We start from the raw sequence: 18011 nt of genomic DNA, 5'->3' as shown, positions 1-18011 counted from the left end.
CCGCGAACACGGCTCTCACCACTCGAAGGTCTCCAGATGCGCCCGAAGATGAAACACCGTCGGGAATTTTTTGAGGATCAAGTCCGAGCGGTTGCCCATGCAGATGTCGCGGACCGCGGGAGGCTGTTTCTTGTAATGCTCGCGCCCGCCGACAATGTCATAGAGCAGCCGCGCCAGGCATAGAATATCGGCGCGACGCTCCACCGCCGGGGTGCGGCCCCAGTCGTGGAAATCGATCGTGCGCAGGCGAAAGAAGACGCCGTTGCGCTCCACGAAAATGTTGCCCTTGTGCAAATCGCCGTGGAACTCTTTTCGGGCGTGGATTTCTTCAATACCGACCGTCAGGGCGTAGATCAGGTTCAGCGCCTCGAAGGCCGGCATCCGTCCGCCGCGATAGGTTTTAAGCAAATCCTCAAGCAAGGCGCCCTCGAAATATTCCGAGATCATGCAGTAGATGAAGCGATCATTGATCCACACCTCTTCGGCGTGGAGATATTTGACGACGATATCGCAATCCCTCAACGCATCGAGCTTGCGGGCGTGGCGAATGAAGACAGGCCCGCTCTTTTCCTTGCTCTCGAAATAAAGCTTCGCCGCGCGAGTGAGCCCAGTCGATTTTTCGCGGATCTTGTAGACTTCGCCTTCCGAGCCGGCGCCGATCCGCTCCATCACCTCATAGCGCCAGGTCAGCCGGTCGCCTTTGGAAAGGCCGAAACTGTTTTTCTTGGTCATGGCGGCGAAAGTCGCATTTTTTGCGCCCGGCGAAAAGCGGGTTTCCGGGCGCTTTTCCGAGCGGCCTAAAAGCTTTTGCGGATCGCGATTTCCCAGCTGCGCGGCGGGCCGACAAAGACATTATAGCCGATGAAGCCATAGCCCGAGACGGCGTAATCCTTGTTGAGGAGATTGCGGCCCCGAAGCGCAAGCTCCAGACCATTGCCAAAGACCAGCGCAGCCTCGGCGTCCGCGATCGTATAGGCTTCCTGCCGGCGCTCCGCGAGGCCTTCGGCGTCGAGATAAAATGCGCTTTGATATTTGGCGTTGGCCTGCAAAGCGAGGCCGACGCCGGCGCCAAGTTCTCGAACATAGCGTGCAAAACCTGTCGCCGACACGTCGGACGCGAAGGGCAAGGGATTGCCGTCAAACAGCGCCGCATTGCCGCCAATATCCGTCGTCTGGCTGATTTCGGTTTCAAGCAGCGTCACCGCCCCGCCAAGAGTGAACGCCTTTGACGCCGCCCAGTCAAAACCGCCTTCAACGCCATAGGCCTTCGCCTTGTCGAGATTGGAGAGCGAATTGGACGTGATCGACCCGCCGCCCGGCAGAGCGAAATTCACGAAGATGCGCGCCTGCGGCGCGTCATAGTCCTGATAGAACGCGGCGGCGCGCAAGGAGAGGCCAGGCGCCGGCTCGCCCTTATAGCCAAGCTCATAGGCGTTGACGGTCTCGGCGCGGAAAAGGCCTTCATCGCGAAAATGCGCGGCGTTGTTTTGCACCTCGCCATTGAAGCCCCCGCTCTTATATCCGTTGGAAAATGATGCGTAGATCATCGCCGCATCGGAGAACCGATAGGAAAGCGCAGCATTACCGCTGAAGCGATTCTCCTTGATGCGGTTTTCGCCGATTGCAGGGCCGAGGCCATCACGGTTGTTGAAGGCGACGACGCCGTCATCAAAAATATGAACGCCCTGCCCTTCACCCTTGATATTTTCGTAGGTGTAGCGCGCGCCAAGGGTCAGCGTCAGTGTATCAGTGAGATTGATATCATTATAGGTGAAGATCGCAGCGGTTTTGCGGGTCTGATCGATATCGTTGACCAGCGTCGTCGCGACGCCCGCCGAAGCCGGGCTCGGCCCAACGCGGCCCGGCGCGCCCACATAACGGCATGTTCCAAGACGCGTCGCAGGATCGAGCTCACCGCACCAGATCAGATATTCCTGTTCGAAATCCTCGCCCGCCGCCGAAACGCCAATCAGGCTGTGGCCAAGCGACCAGTCGCCTTGCAGGCGGATCTCTTCGCTCCATTGCAGGAACTCCCGGTCATAATGGAGATTGGCGTTAAGCGTCGGATCGCCGAAAGGCGCCGGCGCGCCGTCAAAATCGAAACCGTAATCCTGACCGTAGCCTTCAATCGCCGTCAGGGAGAAAAGCTCCCAATCGCCGACTGGCGCCGCCGCTTCGATCGAAGCGCCGTAAAATTCATTGTCGGTGTCCTGCACACCGTCTGCGCCGACGGAGATTTCATGTTCGCCGAGATCAAGATTGAGATTTCTCGGCGCAGCGTTGACGCCATTATCTTCTTCATAATGCGCGCGTAAAAGAAAACGCGCGCCCTCACCTTGCCATTGCAAAGATCCGCGCAAACCGAATTCGTCGCGTTCGCCGCCGGCGCGCGATGGCGCCGCAATATTAGGGTTGGTCTGAATGTTTTCGAGCGCTGCATCCTGTTTCAGATAGCGCCCGGCGATGCGGCCGGAAAAACCACCGCCTAGCGAACCGCCGAGTGCGCCCGACGCATCGAGCCGGTCAAACCGGCCATAGGACCAGCCAAGATAACCAGACGTTTCTTCGCTTGGCGCCGCGGAAATGAAATTGACCGCCCCCGATGACGCATTGCGCCCATACAGAGAACCCTGCGGACCTTTCAACACTTCAATCCGTTCAAGATCGTAAAGCAAAGGCCCTGTCTGCACATTGGTGGCTAAGAAAACCCCGTCCATGTAAACAGCCGCCGCTGTCGGCGTCAGCGCCTGATGGTCAACGGCGCCGATGCCACGAATTTGAAATGCGATCTGATTGCCATTGGCGACCGCAGCCTGAACCCCTGACAAAAGCTGCGTGATTTCCTCAGCGCTGTTGAAGCCATTCGCCTTGTCTATTTGGGCGCCGCCGATGACGTCGACGCTCGCCGCAATATCGCTCAGGCTTTGCGCGCGCTTTGATGCGGTCACGGTGATGATATCGGCTTCAGCAAAGGCCGGCTGGAACGCGCCAGGCGCCGAAATCGCCAAAAAAAGAGGTAGACTGATTAGTTTTCTACGCAACGTCAAAACCGTTTCAAACTGCGGGATGAAGGCCTATCCGCATCCCCTCGCCATGTCCATTGCAGAAATTCTGATGACACAGGAAACGGAAGGCTTACGCTCCAGAACAATCAAATGTGATCGCAAACATGTTGCTGTTGCATACGATTAACTGCGCCGCGCGAGTTCTTCCCGCAACGCAGCGATCTCTCTCAGGATCGCACGCTGATTTTCCAGCACGTCATCGACTACAGGCTCTGAATCCTCCTCGACGACGCGCACGACAATCGCGACGAAGAGGTTGAGCATCGTGAAGGTGGCGATCATCACAAAGGTCAGAAAAAATATCCATGACCGCTCATGGGTTTCGGCGACCTGCGAAGCGATATCCGGCCAGCCTTCCAGGGTCATCACCTGAAACAGGGTGTACATGGCCTGAAACACATCGCCGAAAAGTTCCGGATGGTCGGGCCCGTAAAGATTGGCGGCGATCACCGCGAAGACATAAACGATCAGCGCCAAAACGACCCCGACCGACGCGATACCGGGAATCGAATCCAAGAGCGCTGAGACCACCACCCGCATGCGCGGGATGACCGTGATCACCCTCAAGACCCGCAAAACCCGGAAAGCCCGAAGCGCCGCAAGCCCTGACGTCGCGGCGCCGATCGAAATGGCCACAATCAGGAAATCGAAGAGGTTCCAGCCATTGCGGAAATAAGCGCCGCGCCACGCGATGATTCTCATCCCGATTTCCACAACAAAGGCGTAGACGATGATGCGGTCGATGATTTTAAGGAGCGGGGCGCCCTCAAAGGCGGAAAAAGTCTCCGCACCCAGAATGACGGCGTTGATGATGATCAGGCTCAAAACCACCGCCTGAAAAGCCGAACTTTCCACAAAACGCTGTAAGGACGTTCGTTTCGGTTCCGTCATCCGTCTGCAGGCCTTTAATCGCACCAATTGGGGAAAACCCGGTCAGCTTCCCTCATGTCCTTGCTAGGCGGATTCTGCGCCAGCCGGAAAGCGCTGGAACAGCAAGGCCCTTCTCTCAGGCTTCGGGTTGCGCAATCATTGCTAAAAGGAAAGCCGCCGATCTTCCGGCAATTGGCCGCAAATGATTGGCTGGCTTCACAAAATCAGCTATGCGGGGCGTTTGCGGCGCATTTGGGGCGAGCCCCCGTGAGGTGAGCGAAGACGTGAGCGATCTCGACAAAGACCATGAAAACCCCGAAGGCGATGAGACGGGCGAGAGCGCCCGGCGCATGCGCTTCAAGGGCATAGTCGAGGCGGAGGGCCGCGACCCCGCAACAGACGGCGATGGCGGGCTGATTTATTTCACGTCCAACGAGCAGCGATGGAACGCGCGCAGCCGCCAGATCTGGCACGCCGCGCGCATGACGGCGGTGTTCGTCTTCTTCTCAACCCTTGTGGGTCTGCCGCTCGGCAACTGGTTCGCTCATAAACAATTGACGGCGTTGACTGGCGTTGACCGGCCATGGAACCCGCTCAGCGCTTTTGAAGTTGAGACAGTGCTGTTCGCCTTCATCATTCCGGCGCTGGTGTTGTTCATTGGCTACGCCGTTTCGAGACTGATGGAGATGATCCGCGCCGCCGAAGCGATCGCCGTCGCGGCGCAGCGCTTCGTGACGCCGGACGTCACGGCCGCGCAGAATATCGAAACCGTCGGCGCCGTGGTGCAGACACATGTAAACGCCCTCAATCAGGGATTGGACGGCGCCCTCTCCCGCCTCGCCTCGGTGGAGGCGATGATCCGCCAGCATGTGGAAGCGATCGAAATCGCCGGCGAGGCTATTGAAGCCAGGGCGACTGGCGCGGCGGGCCGTGTCGCCGATGAACGCTCGCGGCTGATGGAGCTCACCGAAAGCCTCAACGCCCATGCCGACAGTTTTGCCGCAGCGATTGCGGAAAAAGCGACAGCGGCGATCTCGTCGCTTGAGTCAGCGGAATCGACCTCGCTTCAAGCCGAACAGGATTTCGACGAACGCCTGCATCGTCTTGAGACGGCTGCGGAGCGCGCTTTCAATTCCTTTGAGTCTTTGCGTGACGCGCTGAGCGATGTGGATGAATCCATGCGCGCCTCGGCAGCGTCAGTCGATCAGTCCGCGGAAGAAACCCGCGGCGCGACCGAGCGAGCCAAAGCCGCCGCCGACGCCGCTGCGGAATCGGCCGCCCGCAACGCCGCCAATATCGGCGCGGCTGCGCGCGCCGCCGTGGAGCAAGCGAAAAAAGCAGCTGATGACGCCGTTGAGGCGGCGCGGGCTGAGGCCGAGCGCACAGCAACCGGCGCCGTCGATGCAACGAACGAAGAAGCCATGCGTGTGCAGGATGCGACGTCGAAGGCGCTGAAAGACATCTCCGGCTCCACCGCTGACGCGCTCGCCGCCGCGGCGGAAGGCGCCGCGAAGGCGACCCGCGCCGCCGAAGACGTCACCGAAGCCGCGCGCCGCACCGGCGAAGCGGCGGAAAAAGCATCCAATGATGTCACCGCCGCCAGCGAACGCGCACGCAAATCCTCGGAAGACGCTATGAAATTCTCGGAAACCGAAGCCGCGCGCATCGAAGAACGCAACCAGGCCCTCGCCGAGGCGCGCGCGGCGCTGGAAACGGAAAATGCGCGGCTTGAATCCCTGATCGACGAACAAAGAAAACGCGCCGATCGTCTGGCTGAGGCCATCGCATCGCAAACCGACCGCCTGTCGCGCCTCGCCGAAGCCCAATTGCGCGAACAGGAAGCGGCGGCGCGCCTTGCCGAAGCGCAAAATGAAATGCAGGCCCGCGCCGACCGTCAGGCGGCCGAAAAGAAAAAGGCCGCAGAAGAAGACCGCAAGGCGACGGCCGACAAAGAAAAAGACGACGTTGAGAAGCAGGCGCAAGAGACTCTCGATCTGACGCCCGCTGCAAAGCGCAAGGAGCCGCCCCTCACCGCAAAACCAGCGGAAGCGGCCCCGCAACAGACCACGAATAAGTCCAATGGCGGCGGCGCCGCGCGTCTTGATGAACTGGCGCGTGATATCGCCGAACGCCGCCCAAGCAAGCAGGCGCAGCCGAAAGACCAGCCGCTGACGCTCGGCAAGGACGCCGTCTCGCCGCCGGGCAAGCGCCTGAAAAGCGATGTATCGTGGAAAGAAATACTCGACGCCGCCGATGACAGCGCGCCGCTCGAACTCGGCAAGGCGGCAAAAAAGCAGACCGAAGCGGAAGACGCCGCGCAGCGCGCCGCCGACAATGCCATCCGGATCATTGCCAGCCTGCAGGATTTCACGCAGGAACTCGAAACACGTCTTTACGGGGATCCGCCGCCTGCGCTTCAGGAGCGGTTCGATCGCGGCGATCGCAATGTCTACGCCAATCGCCTTCTGCGCCTGAATGAAGCCGATGTGAAACGCCGCATTCGCTCCGAATCCGGCCGCGACCGTAATTTCGAAAACGGCGTTCATGACTTCCTGCAAGGGTTTGAGCAATTGCTGGAAGACGCCACTACGTCAGAGACCGCCGATGAGGAGTTGGAAGAATACCTCTCCTCACCGCTTGGCCGGGTCTATCTGTTAATTGGCGCGACTGTGGGGTATTTTGCCTGATGCCGAACGCCGCTCCAGCTGTGAGGGCGGAGAAATGGCGGCGCATAAATGAAACCTGTTCCGGTTTGGGTGTAAATCATGCGCGAAAAACTTCACCGCATTAGACTGCCACGCAATATGAGCTTCATCTGGAAAGCGGTCGTGTTGTTTATTGCAGGCATTGTGGCGATCGAATTGCTTTATCTTCGCCATGAACAACAGCGCAGCGCCGAACTACGAGATCTCCTCACCGAGACTTACTCGATCAGCTTGGAGCTGGAAAACGAGATCGGCTATGGCGGCCTGATCCATAATTTCAAAAACTACCTCCTTCGACCGGCTGAAGAGCGCTACTACATAGCCGCACGGAGCAACGCAGAGAATGCCACTACGCTCATCGACAACCTTGAAGAAAACGCGCAATCGCTCGGCCTGTCGCTAACGCTGACCGATACGCGTAAAATGATCGCAGCCTATCGCGACAGGCTGGAGACAATCTCCTCAATGGCTGAGGACGGCGACACCGCAAGAGATATGGATAACGCCGTACGTTACACAGATGATTTCGCACTCGCAGAAATCAACAAAACGATGAACACTGTCAGCGGCGTAGTTATTGACCGTCTTACGAACCTCGCCAAGACGAGTTACCTGCAATTGCAGGTGATCTTCGCCTTGATCGCATTTGGCGTTATATATTTCAGCGTGACGCTGAATGGATTGATTGGTCAAGCAACAACAATCAGCTACAAAAACAAGGCTCTGCATAAGAGCAACGCTGACCTTTCCCGCTCGAACCTTGCTTTACAACAATTTGCCGGGCTTGCTTCGCACGATCTTAAGTCACCAGTGAGACGCATCGCGTTGCTTGCCGATATGGCCAGACAACATATGAAAGAGCCTCAAACAGTCGAAGGCTATATTCTCCAGATCAAGGGCGTCGCCGAAAGGATGAATGTCCTGGTTTCGAGTCTCCTCGATTTCACCAAAACGGGATTTCGCGCACCCCGTCTCCAGCATGTCGATGTGAACGCCATCCTATGCGAAACGATCTCCGATATGTCCGAACAGATAGAAGCAAAAATGCCGACATTATCATCAAGGAAACGCCCGCTATAAAGGCCGACCCTGAATTGATACGTAGAGTGTTCGCCAATTTGATCGCCAATAGCCTGAAATATTCAAAGCCCGACAATGCGCCGGTCGTCACGATTTCATCGGAACGCCAAGCGGAAAAAGTCACCTTCTCGATTGCGGATAATGGAATCGGTATCGAAGCACGACACGCAGAGAAAATTTTTGAGCCAATGCAGCGCTTACATGATCACGATAGTGAATATGACGGCGTTGGCATCGGCCTGCCGCTCGTCAAGGCAATCATCGAAAGTCACGGCGGCGCCATTTGGCTTGACAAAGACTATGCGGAAGGCGCTAGGTTCTGCTTTTCGGTCCCCACTGATGAAGTCGACAATAGGGAGCTTCCATGAGGCGTGACGAAGGTAAAACAGTTCTAGTGGCTGAAGACGATGACATTGACGCGATTGCGATCGAAAAGGCTATCGAGCTCTACTCGAACAACATCAAAATCATCCGCGCAATAGACGGAGAGGATACGCTAAATCGTCTCGCCTCCGCCACGCCCGACCTTGTTCTCATGGATATCAAGATGCCCCGCATGGATGGGCGCGAAGCGCTTGTCAAAATCAAGTCAGACATAACATTGATGAGAATGCCGGTCGTGATGATGTCAACATCAGACGATGAAAGCGACATAAACTACTGTTATCAGAATAACTGCAACGCCTATGTCGTCAAACCCATCGGATTTGATATGAGCACCGCTGTCGTAAAGAGCATTCTCGATTTCTGGTTGAAAACGGCAGTCCACTAACCCGGCGATTATGCGGTTGTAGGCAAGATTAGTTATGGGGCGTAATGATGACCGCCAAGAAAACCCCTGACGCCTATTTCAAGAACGCCGACAAATGGCGTGAAGAACTACTCTCCCTGCGCAAGCTGTTGCTCTCAACCGGCCTGACGGAAGAACTCAAATGGGGTTCGCCGTTTTACACGGCTGACGGCAAACATATTGTCGGCCTGACCGCGTTCAAAAATCACTTCTGCCTCTGGTTCCCGCAAGGCGCCCTGTTGAAAGACACCCAAAAAGTCCTGATCAACGCACAGGAAGGCGTGACCCGAGCACAGCGCCAGTGGCGTATGCATGACGCAAAAGACATCAAGCCCGCGCTCGTCAAAACTTATGTGAAGGAAGCGGTGAGCCTCGCCAAGGCTGGCAAAGAGATCAAGCCGAAACCCAAGGGCGTGCTGGTGCTGCCCGAAGAGTTGAAAACCGCGCTTTCCAAAAACAAACGCGCGGGCGCGGCGTTTGAAAAGCTGACGCCTGGCAAGCAGCGCGAATATGCGGAATATATCGCCGAAGCCAAGCAGGCGGCCACGAAAGAGCGCCGGCTGGAGAAAATCCTGCCCATGATCGTCGCCGGCGCCGGGCTCAATGACAAATACAAAAATTGCTGAAGCGCGCTATTGCGCTGTCACGACCGCATCGATGGTCGCGAGCGGCGCGCCGCCGCACATCACGATGACGCCGCCATAGGTTTTCGTCAGCGCCGGCCCTTCATAGGTGACGGTTTCAGTCGTGATGACCTGCGTAACCATGCCTTCGGGCGGCGTGAGGGTCAGCATCAGGCGCTGCACAGGCGTCGCGCTGCGGTCGGCCATGCCTTCGCGCCACGAGACTTCATAACCCGGCGTCGGCAGGTCCACGTCGCCGGTCACATGCAATGTCAATTTGGCGTCCGGCCCCGGCATCGCATTGACCCAGGCCGACCAGTTGCGGCTTTCAATCACCGGACAGTCAGTCTCCTGCGGCGCGGGCATCACCATCTCCTCTCCCTCGCTGACGACCACAGCGCCAGTGTCTTCTTCCGGATCGTTAGCGGGGGCGCAGGCGGCCAGTGACAACAGGGCGGCGCTCGACAATGACATCGCAAACTTCATGGGGACAGCTCCTTTAAGCGTACACCCAAGTTAAGCGCGCGGCGCGGCGAAGTCTAATGAAGAGAGATGAATTCCGGTTCAGGCGTGAGATCACACGTTGGCGCGCGCATCGGCGCCGGCGTCAAACGTCCACGCCACAATCTCTGTAATGACCTGGTCGAAGGCCATTTCGAAAGCCGAGTATACTGCATCGGGCTTTGTTGATGCTGCAGAAACACGGGCGTCGAATTTGCGGGCGGCGTAAACCGTCCCCTTGCCGTTGGAAAGCCGCGCATAAACGGACACGACGGCCGCGTCAGCGCCTTCCACATCGACCTCAAGACGGCGAATGTCTGTTTGCAGAACAAGATCAGCGACGGGAATGGCGACGCGGTCGCCCACGGCGAGGATACGTCCGGCGTCTTCGAACGTCTGGACCATCGCTGTCTGGAACAGGCGCGGCGCGCGGTCAGCCCACTCGGCGCCGGGAAGATATTCGATCCGGCCTGGCGCGGCGGAAACGGCGATGCGTACCGAATCGTAAACCCGCGTCGCGCGCGGGTCGTCAACGACCAGAGAAAATGCCAACGGTTCACCGGCCAGCGCATCCCCGTCAGCGGCGGCGATATGAAAACGCGGCTTCGCCGGCGCCGCTTCGGGCAGGATCGAAACGCAAGCCGTCGCGAGAACCGCAGAAAGGAGAGCGAAGCTTTTCAACAGCATCTTCATATCAATCGCCTCCAGCATATTCCGGCGCACGTTCGCCGAAGAAATAGGCATTGGGGTCGCGGTCAATTTCACGCAGCACAGCGTCAAGGGTGCGCATCAACCGGCGCGCCTCGCCAAGCGCCGGCGCCACCTGGCCGAGCCCCTGATCAGCAAACACGCGGATCGAGGCGCGGTTCTCATTTGTAATGGCGCGCAGATCCGTCACGAGCGCACGCGATTCCGACAACAGGGCTTCGACGTCTTCCATGGCGCCCTGCGCATCCTCTTCCATAAAGGTCTGCAGGGTCGTCGCCGCAGCGTCGAGTTTCGACGTCACCTGCGCAAGATCGGTGGTGATGGTGTTGAGATTTTTCAGCGTCGCCGTGATGTCGTCTTCATTATTGGCGAAGGCGGCGGTCAGGGTCTCCACATTGGAGATGATGCTGGAAACGCCATTGATATTGTCATCGGAAAGAAGGCGGTTCGCCTGGGCGAGCACATCGCCGGAACCCTCGAGAAAAGCGCCGAGGCCGGAGGTGTCCGCAGAAAGCTGGGGCACCCGCATATCGCTCACTTCTTTCAGAAGCGGTGCGTCGCGGCTGCCGCCGACAAACTGGATGATCGCGAGGCCGGTGAAGCCGACAAATTCAAGTTCGGCCTTGGTGTCGGTTTTAACGGGCGTATCCTTGTCGACGCGCACGCGCGCGATCACGATCGAAGGATTTTCCGGATCGATGGAGAGCGTTTCCACCTCACCTTTTTGAATGCCGTTAAAACGCACAGCGGCGCCGACGGACAATCCCGAAACGCGCTCTTTGAAGATCACGTCATACTGATCGTATTCGCTGCTCGTCTGCGACATCTGAATGATGATGTAAAACGCGAGCGCGATGGCGATTAACACCACCGACCCGATGACCACATATGGCGCACGCGTTTCCACTGAACTCTAACTCATCCCCTAGCTCGCCTTGACGGCGAGCGCGGCCCTGCCCCTGGGCCCTGAAAAATATTCCTGTATCCACGCGTGGTCGGTCTTGCGGACTTCGTCGAGCGGTCCACAGGCGATGACCCGCTTTTCAGCAAGCACCGCCACCCGGTCACAGGTCGCATGCAGCGTATCAAGATCATGAGTGACCATAAACACTGTTAACCCTAAGGATTCCTTGAGATTTACGATCAGCTCGTCAAATTTGGCCGCGCCAATGGGGTCGAGGCCGGCCGTGGGCTCATCAAGGAAGACGATTTCAGGGTCGAGGGCGAGCGAGCGCGCAAGACCCGCCCGCTTCTTCATGCCGCCCGAAAGCTCCGAGGGATATTTCGCGCCTGCATCCTCCGGCAAGCCGGACATGGAGATTTTCAGCGCGGCGATGTCCTTAGCCAATTCGTCAGAAAGGTTAAGATGTTCCCTGATCGGCGCCATGACATTCTGAGCGACCGTGAGCGATGAAAACAGTGCGCCGCCCTGAAACAGAACGCCCCAGCGTTGCTCGATCGCTTCGCGGGCCTTGTCGTCGGCCTTGTAGTAATCCTCACCGAAAACACGCACGGTTCCGGCGCTTGGCCGCTTGAGACCGATAATGGCGCGCATGAGCACGGACTTGCCCGTGCCAGATCCGCCAACGACGCCGATGATCTCGCCCGAGCGCACATTGATATCGAGATTTTCATGCACGACAAAGTCGCCGAACTGGGTTTTCAGTCCTTTGACTTCGATGACGTGATCATATGCTTTCGTCTGATCCGTCAAAAATCGATCTCCAGATAGAACATGGCGAAGAACGCATCGATGACGATGACAAGAAACAGGGACTGCACGACGGAAAGGGTTGTGCGCTGGCCGAGTGATTCAGCGCTGCCTTCCACTTCCATGCCTTGAAAACATCCGATGATCGCAATCACAAACGCGAAGAACGGCGCCTTGATAAGCCCCGCCCAGAAGTGATTGATGACGATTGTTTCCTGAAAGCGCGCAACAAACAGCGCCGGAGAGATATCCATCGCCGTCGCCGCCACAAGACCGCCGCCAACAACGCCCAGCACCGCCGCAATCAGCGCCAGTATGGGCAGCATGATCACCAGCGCGATCACGCGCGGCAGCACGAGCACTTCCATGGGATCGAGACCAAGCACCCGCATGGCGTCGATCTCTTCACGGATTTTCATCGAGCCGATTTGCGCCGTAAATGCGCTGCCGGACCGGCCGGCGATCAGAATCGCGCTTAACAAAACGCCGAACTCGCGCAGCACCGATATGCCGACAAGCTCCACCGTAAAAATATCGGCGTTGAACATGCTGAGAATTTTCGCGCCCATATAAGCGACGACGGCGCCGATCAGAAAGGACATGAGCCCGATAATCGGCATCGCGTTCAGCCCGGCTTCCTCCATGTGGTAGACGGTGGACGTCCAGCGCATCTTTTGCGGCTGGACCAGAACGCGCCCCGCCGTCGACAGGGTGCGGCCGACAAAACTCATGACTTCAAGCGCGGCGTAATAGGCGTCAGCGACGCCCTTGCCGAGACGGTTGACCACCGCGAGAAACGGATTGCCGTGCGCCATTTCCACATGGCAGGGCTGCAAATGGCCCTCGACCTGCGCGAGGAGCGCAGCCTGTGCGTCATTGGCGCCGGTGAATTGCGACGCCGCCCCGCGATTGGCGCAGCAATGCATGGTCCGCTGCAGCATCATCGCCCCGACTGTATCGAGCCGGTCCACATGGGACATGTCGATCACCAGATCGCGGCCAATCGAATCATCGGCGAAATCGCGAAGATCATCGTCGAGGGCGCCCAGAAAACGCGCACGCCAATCGCCCCACGGAACCAGTTTTAAAGTTCCCTGCGACATATCTATGTCGAAATGCGCCGCCGAATCCGCCATGGTTAACGCTTCCTTAAGGGGCTGGTCGCCGATCAGCGTAAACAGGCCCGCCCCTTGCAGTGTTATGGTTTAAAGCAGGATAATAAATTCATCCTGAAGAAAGGCTTGCAAGCGCTGGCGCAAGGCCTAAGCCGTATTTCGGGTTGAGTGGAAGGGGTCGTTCTTGACCAAACGTATGTTTTCCAAGCCGTTTCAGTGGCTGACTGCGCTGCCGCTCCTGGTGGTCACCGGCGCGCTCGCCGTGATCGCGCTCGGGACGCTGGCCGGGGCCCAGTCGCCCGACGCCCGCTGGCGCGAGCGTCTTTTTGATTATTTTCAACGGCTTGACCCGGCTGACGGCGAAGCTGTGGAAAACTTCCACCTCGTCCTGATCGACCGCGAGAGCGTCGATGCCGTTGGTCCCTGGCCATGGCCGCGCACCGTGCTGGCGGGGCTTGTGGAAGCGGCGAACGCCGCCGGGGCCAAAGGCGTTGTCCTGACTGAGGCTGTGGATGCACCGGACCCCTTATCACCGGAAACAATTGGCGAGTTCTGGCTTTCGGGCGCCCGGGACGAGGTTTTCGCCCAGCAACTCGCGCTGTTGCCCCGCACGGATGAGCGCCTCGCGCAAGCCTTCAAAAATGTTGACGGCGCCGTCGCCGTATCCCTCACCGCTCCGTCGGACCCGAACCGCACCTCCGCGTTTCAGCGCACCGACACGCAGCATGCAGGATGGCTCAGCGCCAGCGGTGCGGATTTTCTGGCCCTTCCCGCCGCCCGTTATTTCTACGCCATCAATCCCGACCTCGCTGCGGCCGCCCGCCCGGCGGTGTCATCGCTGGCGACGGACAGTGACGGCGTCTTGCGCCGCACGCCGCTTCTATGGTCGCTCGATAACAGGCCGGCGCCGTCCATCGCCCTTGAAGCCGCACGGCTCGCCGAAGGCGACGCCAGCGTGACCGCTATCGTCCAAGCTTCCGCCGCCAGCGCACAGGGTCGCACCGTGCACAGCCTGAAACTCGGCGAGCACGAGTTGCCCGTGTCGGAAACGACATCGCTTCGATTATATCTGCCGAAAAGTATTGCCGCGCCCACGACCTCCGCGTCGCGCCTGCTTTCCGGTTTCAATGGCGCGCCCGCGACGATCGCCGGATCAAATCCGCAATTGAAAGACACGGTCGTGCTCATTGGTCTGGATACGGAGCTTGGGGCGCCGGTGCGCACCGCCCGCGGATCAATCTCCCCTGCTGCAGCTCACGCACTCGCCGCGGCGCAAATTCTCTCTGGAGAGGCGCCGACCCGACCGGGTTGGGCCGGTTATGTGGAAGCGCTTGCGGTTATGCTGTTTGGCGCCGCTGCGATCATGACGGCGCAACGGCTTCAGTTCTGGCAGGCGGCGGGCTTCGCCGCACTGGTCTCAGTCATTCTGATGCTCGGCGCCTATGGCGCATTTGCATTTGGCGATCTGTTGCTCAATCCGATCCCGCCGGCCATAGCGCTCTTCCTCGGCGCCTTTTCGGTTGCGGGCGGCAAGTCCATCGGCGGCGTGTTGCGCGACGACAATCTGCGCGGCTCTTTCCATGACACCTTGCCTGAACCGGCGATGAAGCGCTTGCGCGAGGACGCCGGCAGCGAGCTGTTAAAGGGTGTGCGCCGGGAGATTACGGTGCTCGCCTGTGAATTGCGCATCGCCGACGAAGATTTGCGCACCATGGAGAACCTGCCCGACGACATCACCAAGCTGCTGGCGGCGGCGTCGCTCGATCTGCGTCAGACGATCATCGACGCCGGCGGCGCGGCGGACCAGGCAGAGGGCGGACGGTTGTTCGCCTATTTCAATGCGCCGCTTGAAAGCGCCGATCATGCGCAGGCGGGCTGCGCCGCTGCGCTGCGGCTGATTGAAAGCATGGACAAGGTCAACGCCGACCTCGACGCATCCTCACGCACGCGTGGGCTCCAGATCCATCTCGCCATCGGCATCGCCACCGGCCCATGCTTTGTCGGCCCTATGGGTCATGGCCGCAACAACCGTTATTCGGCCGTTGGTCCCGCCGTCGATCGCGCCACGTTCCTGCGCAATCAATCAGAATTTTACGGACCGGCGATGATCTGTGATGAGCAAGTTTACAAAGAAACCCATCATCATTTCGCGTTTCTCGAACTCGACAAGCTGAAACTGCGTGGCGAGACGCGGCCTGTCAGCCTCTATGCGCTGATCGGCAACCCATTCATCAAATCGTCAAAGGCATTCCGCGCCCTTGATGATGCGCACCGGCAATTGCTCGCTTCCTATCGTTCAGGCGACATGGCGGCGGCGCGCGCGAGCCTTGAAAAAGCGAAGTCTTCCCCCGGCGCCAAGATCGCCCTCTTCGACATCTATGAAGAGCGTATCAAGCAGTTCGCCGAAAAGGGTGTCCCGCAAGGTTGGGACGGCGCGCACACGGCAGGAGTTTGAACAGCCAAAGCCTTCCAAGGTTATTCTTCAATACAAGAACAAAAAAAAGGGCGGCAGAGAAATCTCAGCCGCCCTTTTGCATGATGCACGTGTCGTTATCTCAACCGCGACGCAATCCCATTCAGGGTTTCACTGAGCGCCGCCTGACGTTTGCCATCGCCGAGTTTGCCCGCCAGCGATTTCAGCTTCGACGCGACGGCTCTGTCGGACCCGCCTTTTTCAAGTGCGGCGTCCGCTTTATCGAGCGCTTCGTTAAGATCGCCGGTCACGGCGTCTGAGAGCGCTTCATCGCGCGCGAGCTGATCCATATAGGCTCGGGCGACGACAGGTTCCGCCGGCCATGTCACCGGATACTGATCCTGCGGATTGAAGATTGCGCCCTGATCGGCGAGCGCGGCGGCCGCAATCTCGTTCTCCGTCAGAAACTCGCTCGGCGTCAGCGCCAGCACGTCGAGACCGCGAGCGATTTCTGTGCCGTAAATCTTGCCGCGATACCAGTAAGTCGACCAGTAACCGCCCAGCACCAGTTTCTTTTCATGAAGCGGCCCGCGATCGAAATAGGCGATCTCAACCGGGTTCACGGAGTCGGTGAAATCCATCACCGAAACGCCGCCCTGATACCAGGCCTGCACGAAAATATCGCGGCCCGGCACTGGCACGACAGAGCCGTTATGGGCGACGCAGTTTTCCTGATCCGCCTGCGGCGCAGGTAGTTTGTAATAGCTCTGAAATTTCAGCTTGCCGTCTTCGATGTCGTAAATCGCATCGGCTCCCCACTCTTTAGGGTCGGCGGCGCGGCAGCGTGGCCGGGAGCCCCCGCCCCATTCATCGGTGAACAGCACTTTCGTGCCGTTATTGTTGAATGTCGCCGAATGCCAATAGGCGAAGCCCTTATCCAATACGGCGTCGATGCGCTTCGGCTTCAGGGGATTGGAGATATCGAAAATAATCCCGTTGCCGGAACAGGCGCCCGCCGCAATTTTTTGCGACGGAAACACGGTGATGTCATGACACTGATTGGTCTGACTGGTGGTCTGTGTGTCGTCGCCATGATCGCCCCCTTGCCACAGACCCGCAAGCTGTCCGGTTTCCGGATCGGCGAATACGGCGGGGCTGTCGATGATGCGCGCCTTGGACGGATCGTCGACGGGAATTTCAATCACATCGATACGGAAAAGCGCGGTGCGGTTGTCGCCGGGAATGGCGCCGATGCAACCGGGAAGCTCTTTTTCATTACGCACGGAAGATGTGCCGGAATTATAGACAATGATCTTACCGCCTTTGCCTGTGGGGCGCGACACAACCGAATGCGTATGCGATCCGCGGCAAGTCTGAACCTGTCCGACCTGCACGGGTCGGGCGAGATCACTGATGTCGAAGATGCGCAACCCGCGGAAGCGCTCGGCGCTCACATCATCGGCGACGCCCTGTAGTCCACAGTCTATGCGCCCGCGGGTCTGCTCCACTGACATGATCAGAAGATCGCCGACAATGGAAACATCGCCCTGCCCGCCCGGACAGACGATGGAACTGAAGAGTTCCGGCGCGCCGTCCGCTTGCAATTTATAAATATTGAAGCCGTGATAATTCCCGGCGACGAGCACATCTCCGGCGAACGCCATATCCGTATTGGAAAAGCTCAATAGCGGCGAACGCTCGCCCCATTCGGTCTCATCATTGTCTTGTGCGTTCTTTTTCTCGCCTTCCTTTGCCGGCAACTCCGGGGGCAATCCGGCAGGGTTTTTCGGATCGACAAAGCCGGGCGGTTTCGGCAACGCGACCACAAGCTCCATATTGTTGATCGCTTCGCCAGCATCATGATAGCCGGGCTTCAGCCCGACGCGCGCATCGGCGGACAATCCCGCAAGCAGCGCATTCATACGCTCGATCTCGGTCGTCTGTCCGTTTTTGACTTCATTGACAAAGTCAAAGAGCACCGGGTCATAGGCGGACCCCGGTTGCAACAGAAGATGATCGACCATTTTCACCGCGCCTTCATGATGCGTGATCATCAGCGTCAGGAACATTTTGTCGAAGTCGGTTCCTTTCGCGGCGGCGAGGGCTTTCATCTGTTCCGGCGTCGCCATGCCCATCATCTTATGAGACATGTGCATGCTGTGCGCTTTCGGATCAGGCGCCGTCTCCCCGCGCTCGCGCAGCCAGCCTTGCATGAAAGCGATTTCATCGGCCTGAGAGGCGTTGATGCGCCCCGCAGCATCGATCAGCTCCTGGCGGTTGGTGCGGTCCTTGACGAGTTCGGCCATTTCCACGGCCTGATAGTGATGCGGAATCATGTCCTGCATGAATTTAACGTCGTCCGCCGAATAGCTGGTGTCGGCGATCTTCACGGCATCATCGGCGCTCAATTCGCGGGCGGCCTGCCCCGGG

General features: G+C 58.6%; 15 protein-coding genes. 6 read left to right on the top strand and 9 right to left on the bottom strand.

Translation table 11 applies throughout. From position 1 onward, the window contains the following. Window positions 1-15: 15 nt before the first annotated feature. From ACFOOP_RS09060 to ACFOOP_RS09050, 3 genes are all read right to left on the bottom strand, one after another. A complete protein-coding gene (locus tag ACFOOP_RS09060) occupies window positions 16-732 on the bottom strand; it encodes a lipopolysaccharide core heptose(II) kinase RfaY (RefSeq protein WP_379880594.1) in 717 nt (238 codons plus the stop codon). 65 nt (window positions 733-797) lie between these two features. Next, window positions 798-3041: a TonB-dependent receptor gene (locus ACFOOP_RS09055; RefSeq protein ID WP_379880593.1), complete on the bottom strand. Its 2244-nt coding sequence runs from the start codon at window positions 3039-3041 to the stop codon at window positions 798-800. A 147-nt stretch (window positions 3042-3188) separates the two neighbouring features. Beyond that, window positions 3189-3956, bottom strand: a complete 768-nt coding sequence (locus ACFOOP_RS09050; RefSeq protein ID WP_379880592.1) for an ion transporter — start codon at window positions 3954-3956, stop codon at window positions 3189-3191. Between the two features lie 251 nt (window positions 3957-4207). Between ACFOOP_RS09050 and ACFOOP_RS09045 the strand changes: the two genes are divergently transcribed. The 5 genes from ACFOOP_RS09045 (at window position 4208) to ACFOOP_RS09025 (ending at window position 9136) form a co-directional block, all read left to right on the top strand. Further along, entirely contained in the window at window positions 4208-6622 is a 2415-nt protein-coding gene (locus ACFOOP_RS09045) for a hypothetical protein (RefSeq protein ID WP_379880591.1), read from the top strand. A 78-nt stretch (window positions 6623-6700) separates the two neighbouring features. Continuing rightward, window positions 6701-7720, top strand: a complete 1020-nt coding sequence (locus ACFOOP_RS09040; RefSeq protein ID WP_379880590.1) for a histidine kinase dimerization/phospho-acceptor domain-containing protein — start codon at window positions 6701-6703, stop codon at window positions 7718-7720. Next, entirely contained in the window at window positions 7642-8088 is a 447-nt protein-coding gene (locus ACFOOP_RS09035; RefSeq protein WP_379880589.1) for a sensor histidine kinase, read from the top strand. Before ACFOOP_RS09040 ends, ACFOOP_RS09035 begins: the two co-directional genes overlap by 79 nt. Continuing rightward, window positions 8085-8492: a response regulator gene (locus tag ACFOOP_RS09030; protein ID WP_379880588.1), complete on the top strand. Its 408-nt coding sequence runs from the start codon at window positions 8085-8087 to the stop codon at window positions 8490-8492. The genes ACFOOP_RS09035 and ACFOOP_RS09030 overlap by 4 nt, the downstream gene beginning before the upstream one ends. Window positions 8493-8536: 44 nt before the next feature. After that, window positions 8537-9136 (top strand): YdeI/OmpD-associated family protein, encoded by a 600-nt coding sequence (locus ACFOOP_RS09025; RefSeq protein WP_379880587.1) that lies wholly within the window; start codon window positions 8537-8539, stop codon window positions 9134-9136. 6 nt (window positions 9137-9142) lie between these two features. On the opposite strand, the gene ACFOOP_RS09020 is transcribed toward ACFOOP_RS09025, so the two are convergent. The 5 genes from ACFOOP_RS09020 to ACFOOP_RS09000 form a co-directional block, all read right to left on the bottom strand. Continuing rightward, window positions 9143-9619: a hypothetical protein gene (locus ACFOOP_RS09020; RefSeq protein ID WP_379880586.1), complete on the bottom strand. Its 477-nt coding sequence runs from the start codon at window positions 9617-9619 to the stop codon at window positions 9143-9145. Between the two features lie 90 nt (window positions 9620-9709). Continuing rightward, window positions 9710-10327: an ABC-type transport auxiliary lipoprotein family protein gene (locus tag ACFOOP_RS09015; protein ID WP_379880585.1), complete on the bottom strand. Its 618-nt coding sequence runs from the start codon at window positions 10325-10327 to the stop codon at window positions 9710-9712. A 1-nt stretch (window position 10328) separates the two neighbouring features. Continuing rightward, a complete protein-coding gene (locus tag ACFOOP_RS09010; RefSeq protein WP_379880584.1) occupies window positions 10329-11249 on the bottom strand; it encodes an MlaD family protein in 921 nt (306 codons plus the stop codon). Between the two features lie 18 nt (window positions 11250-11267). Next, window positions 11268-12056 (bottom strand): ABC transporter ATP-binding protein, encoded by a 789-nt coding sequence (locus tag ACFOOP_RS09005; RefSeq protein ID WP_379880583.1) that lies wholly within the window; start codon window positions 12054-12056, stop codon window positions 11268-11270. Then, complete coding sequence (locus ACFOOP_RS09000; RefSeq protein ID WP_379880582.1) at window positions 12053-13189, bottom strand: ABC transporter permease; 1137 nt, start codon at window positions 13187-13189, stop codon at window positions 12053-12055. The genes ACFOOP_RS09005 and ACFOOP_RS09000 overlap by 4 nt, the downstream gene beginning before the upstream one ends. 163 nt (window positions 13190-13352) lie before the next feature. On the opposite strand from ACFOOP_RS09000, the gene ACFOOP_RS08995 reads away from it, so the two are divergent. After that, window positions 13353-15623: a CHASE2 domain-containing protein gene (locus ACFOOP_RS08995; protein WP_379880581.1), complete on the top strand. Its 2271-nt coding sequence runs from the start codon at window positions 13353-13355 to the stop codon at window positions 15621-15623. A 95-nt stretch (window positions 15624-15718) separates the two neighbouring features. Here the strand turns inward: ACFOOP_RS08995 and ACFOOP_RS08990 are convergent, their stop codons facing one another. Continuing rightward, entirely contained in the window at window positions 15719-17989 is a 2271-nt protein-coding gene (locus ACFOOP_RS08990; protein WP_379880580.1) for a DUF305 domain-containing protein, read from the bottom strand. Window positions 17990-18011: the final 22 nt, after the last annotated feature.

The sequence above is a fragment of the Hyphococcus aureus genome, from assembly GCF_042643165.1.
Classification (GTDB): Bacteria; Pseudomonadota; Alphaproteobacteria; order Caulobacterales; family Parvularculaceae; genus Hyphococcus; species Hyphococcus aureus.
Note: the sequence above shows the minus strand (reverse complement) of the source record. Positions and strands in the feature narration are given on the sequence as shown.

Coding starts and splice junctions, on each gene's coding strand:
- ACFOOP_RS09060 (WP_379880594.1), bottom strand. CDS start 732: ATGACCAAGAAAAACAGTTTCGGCCTTTCCAAAGGCGACCGGCTGACC.
- ACFOOP_RS09050 (WP_379880592.1), bottom strand. CDS start 3,956: ATGACGGAACCGAAACGAACGTCCTTACAGCGTTTTGTGGAAAGTTCG.
- ACFOOP_RS09040 (WP_379880590.1), top strand. CDS start 6,701: ATGCGCGAAAAACTTCACCGCATTAGACTGCCACGCAATATGAGCTTC.
- ACFOOP_RS09035 (WP_379880589.1), top strand. CDS start 7,642: ATGCGAAACGATCTCCGATATGTCCGAACAGATAGAAGCAAAAATGCC.
- ACFOOP_RS09030 (WP_379880588.1), top strand. CDS start 8,085: ATGAGGCGTGACGAAGGTAAAACAGTTCTAGTGGCTGAAGACGATGAC.
- ACFOOP_RS09025 (WP_379880587.1), top strand. CDS start 8,537: ATGATGACCGCCAAGAAAACCCCTGACGCCTATTTCAAGAACGCCGAC.
- ACFOOP_RS09020 (WP_379880586.1), bottom strand. CDS start 9,619: ATGAAGTTTGCGATGTCATTGTCGAGCGCCGCCCTGTTGTCACTGGCC.
- ACFOOP_RS09015 (WP_379880585.1), bottom strand. CDS start 10,327: ATGAAGATGCTGTTGAAAAGCTTCGCTCTCCTTTCTGCGGTTCTCGCG.
- ACFOOP_RS09000 (WP_379880582.1), bottom strand. CDS start 13,189: ATGGCGGATTCGGCGGCGCATTTCGACATAGATATGTCGCAGGGAACT.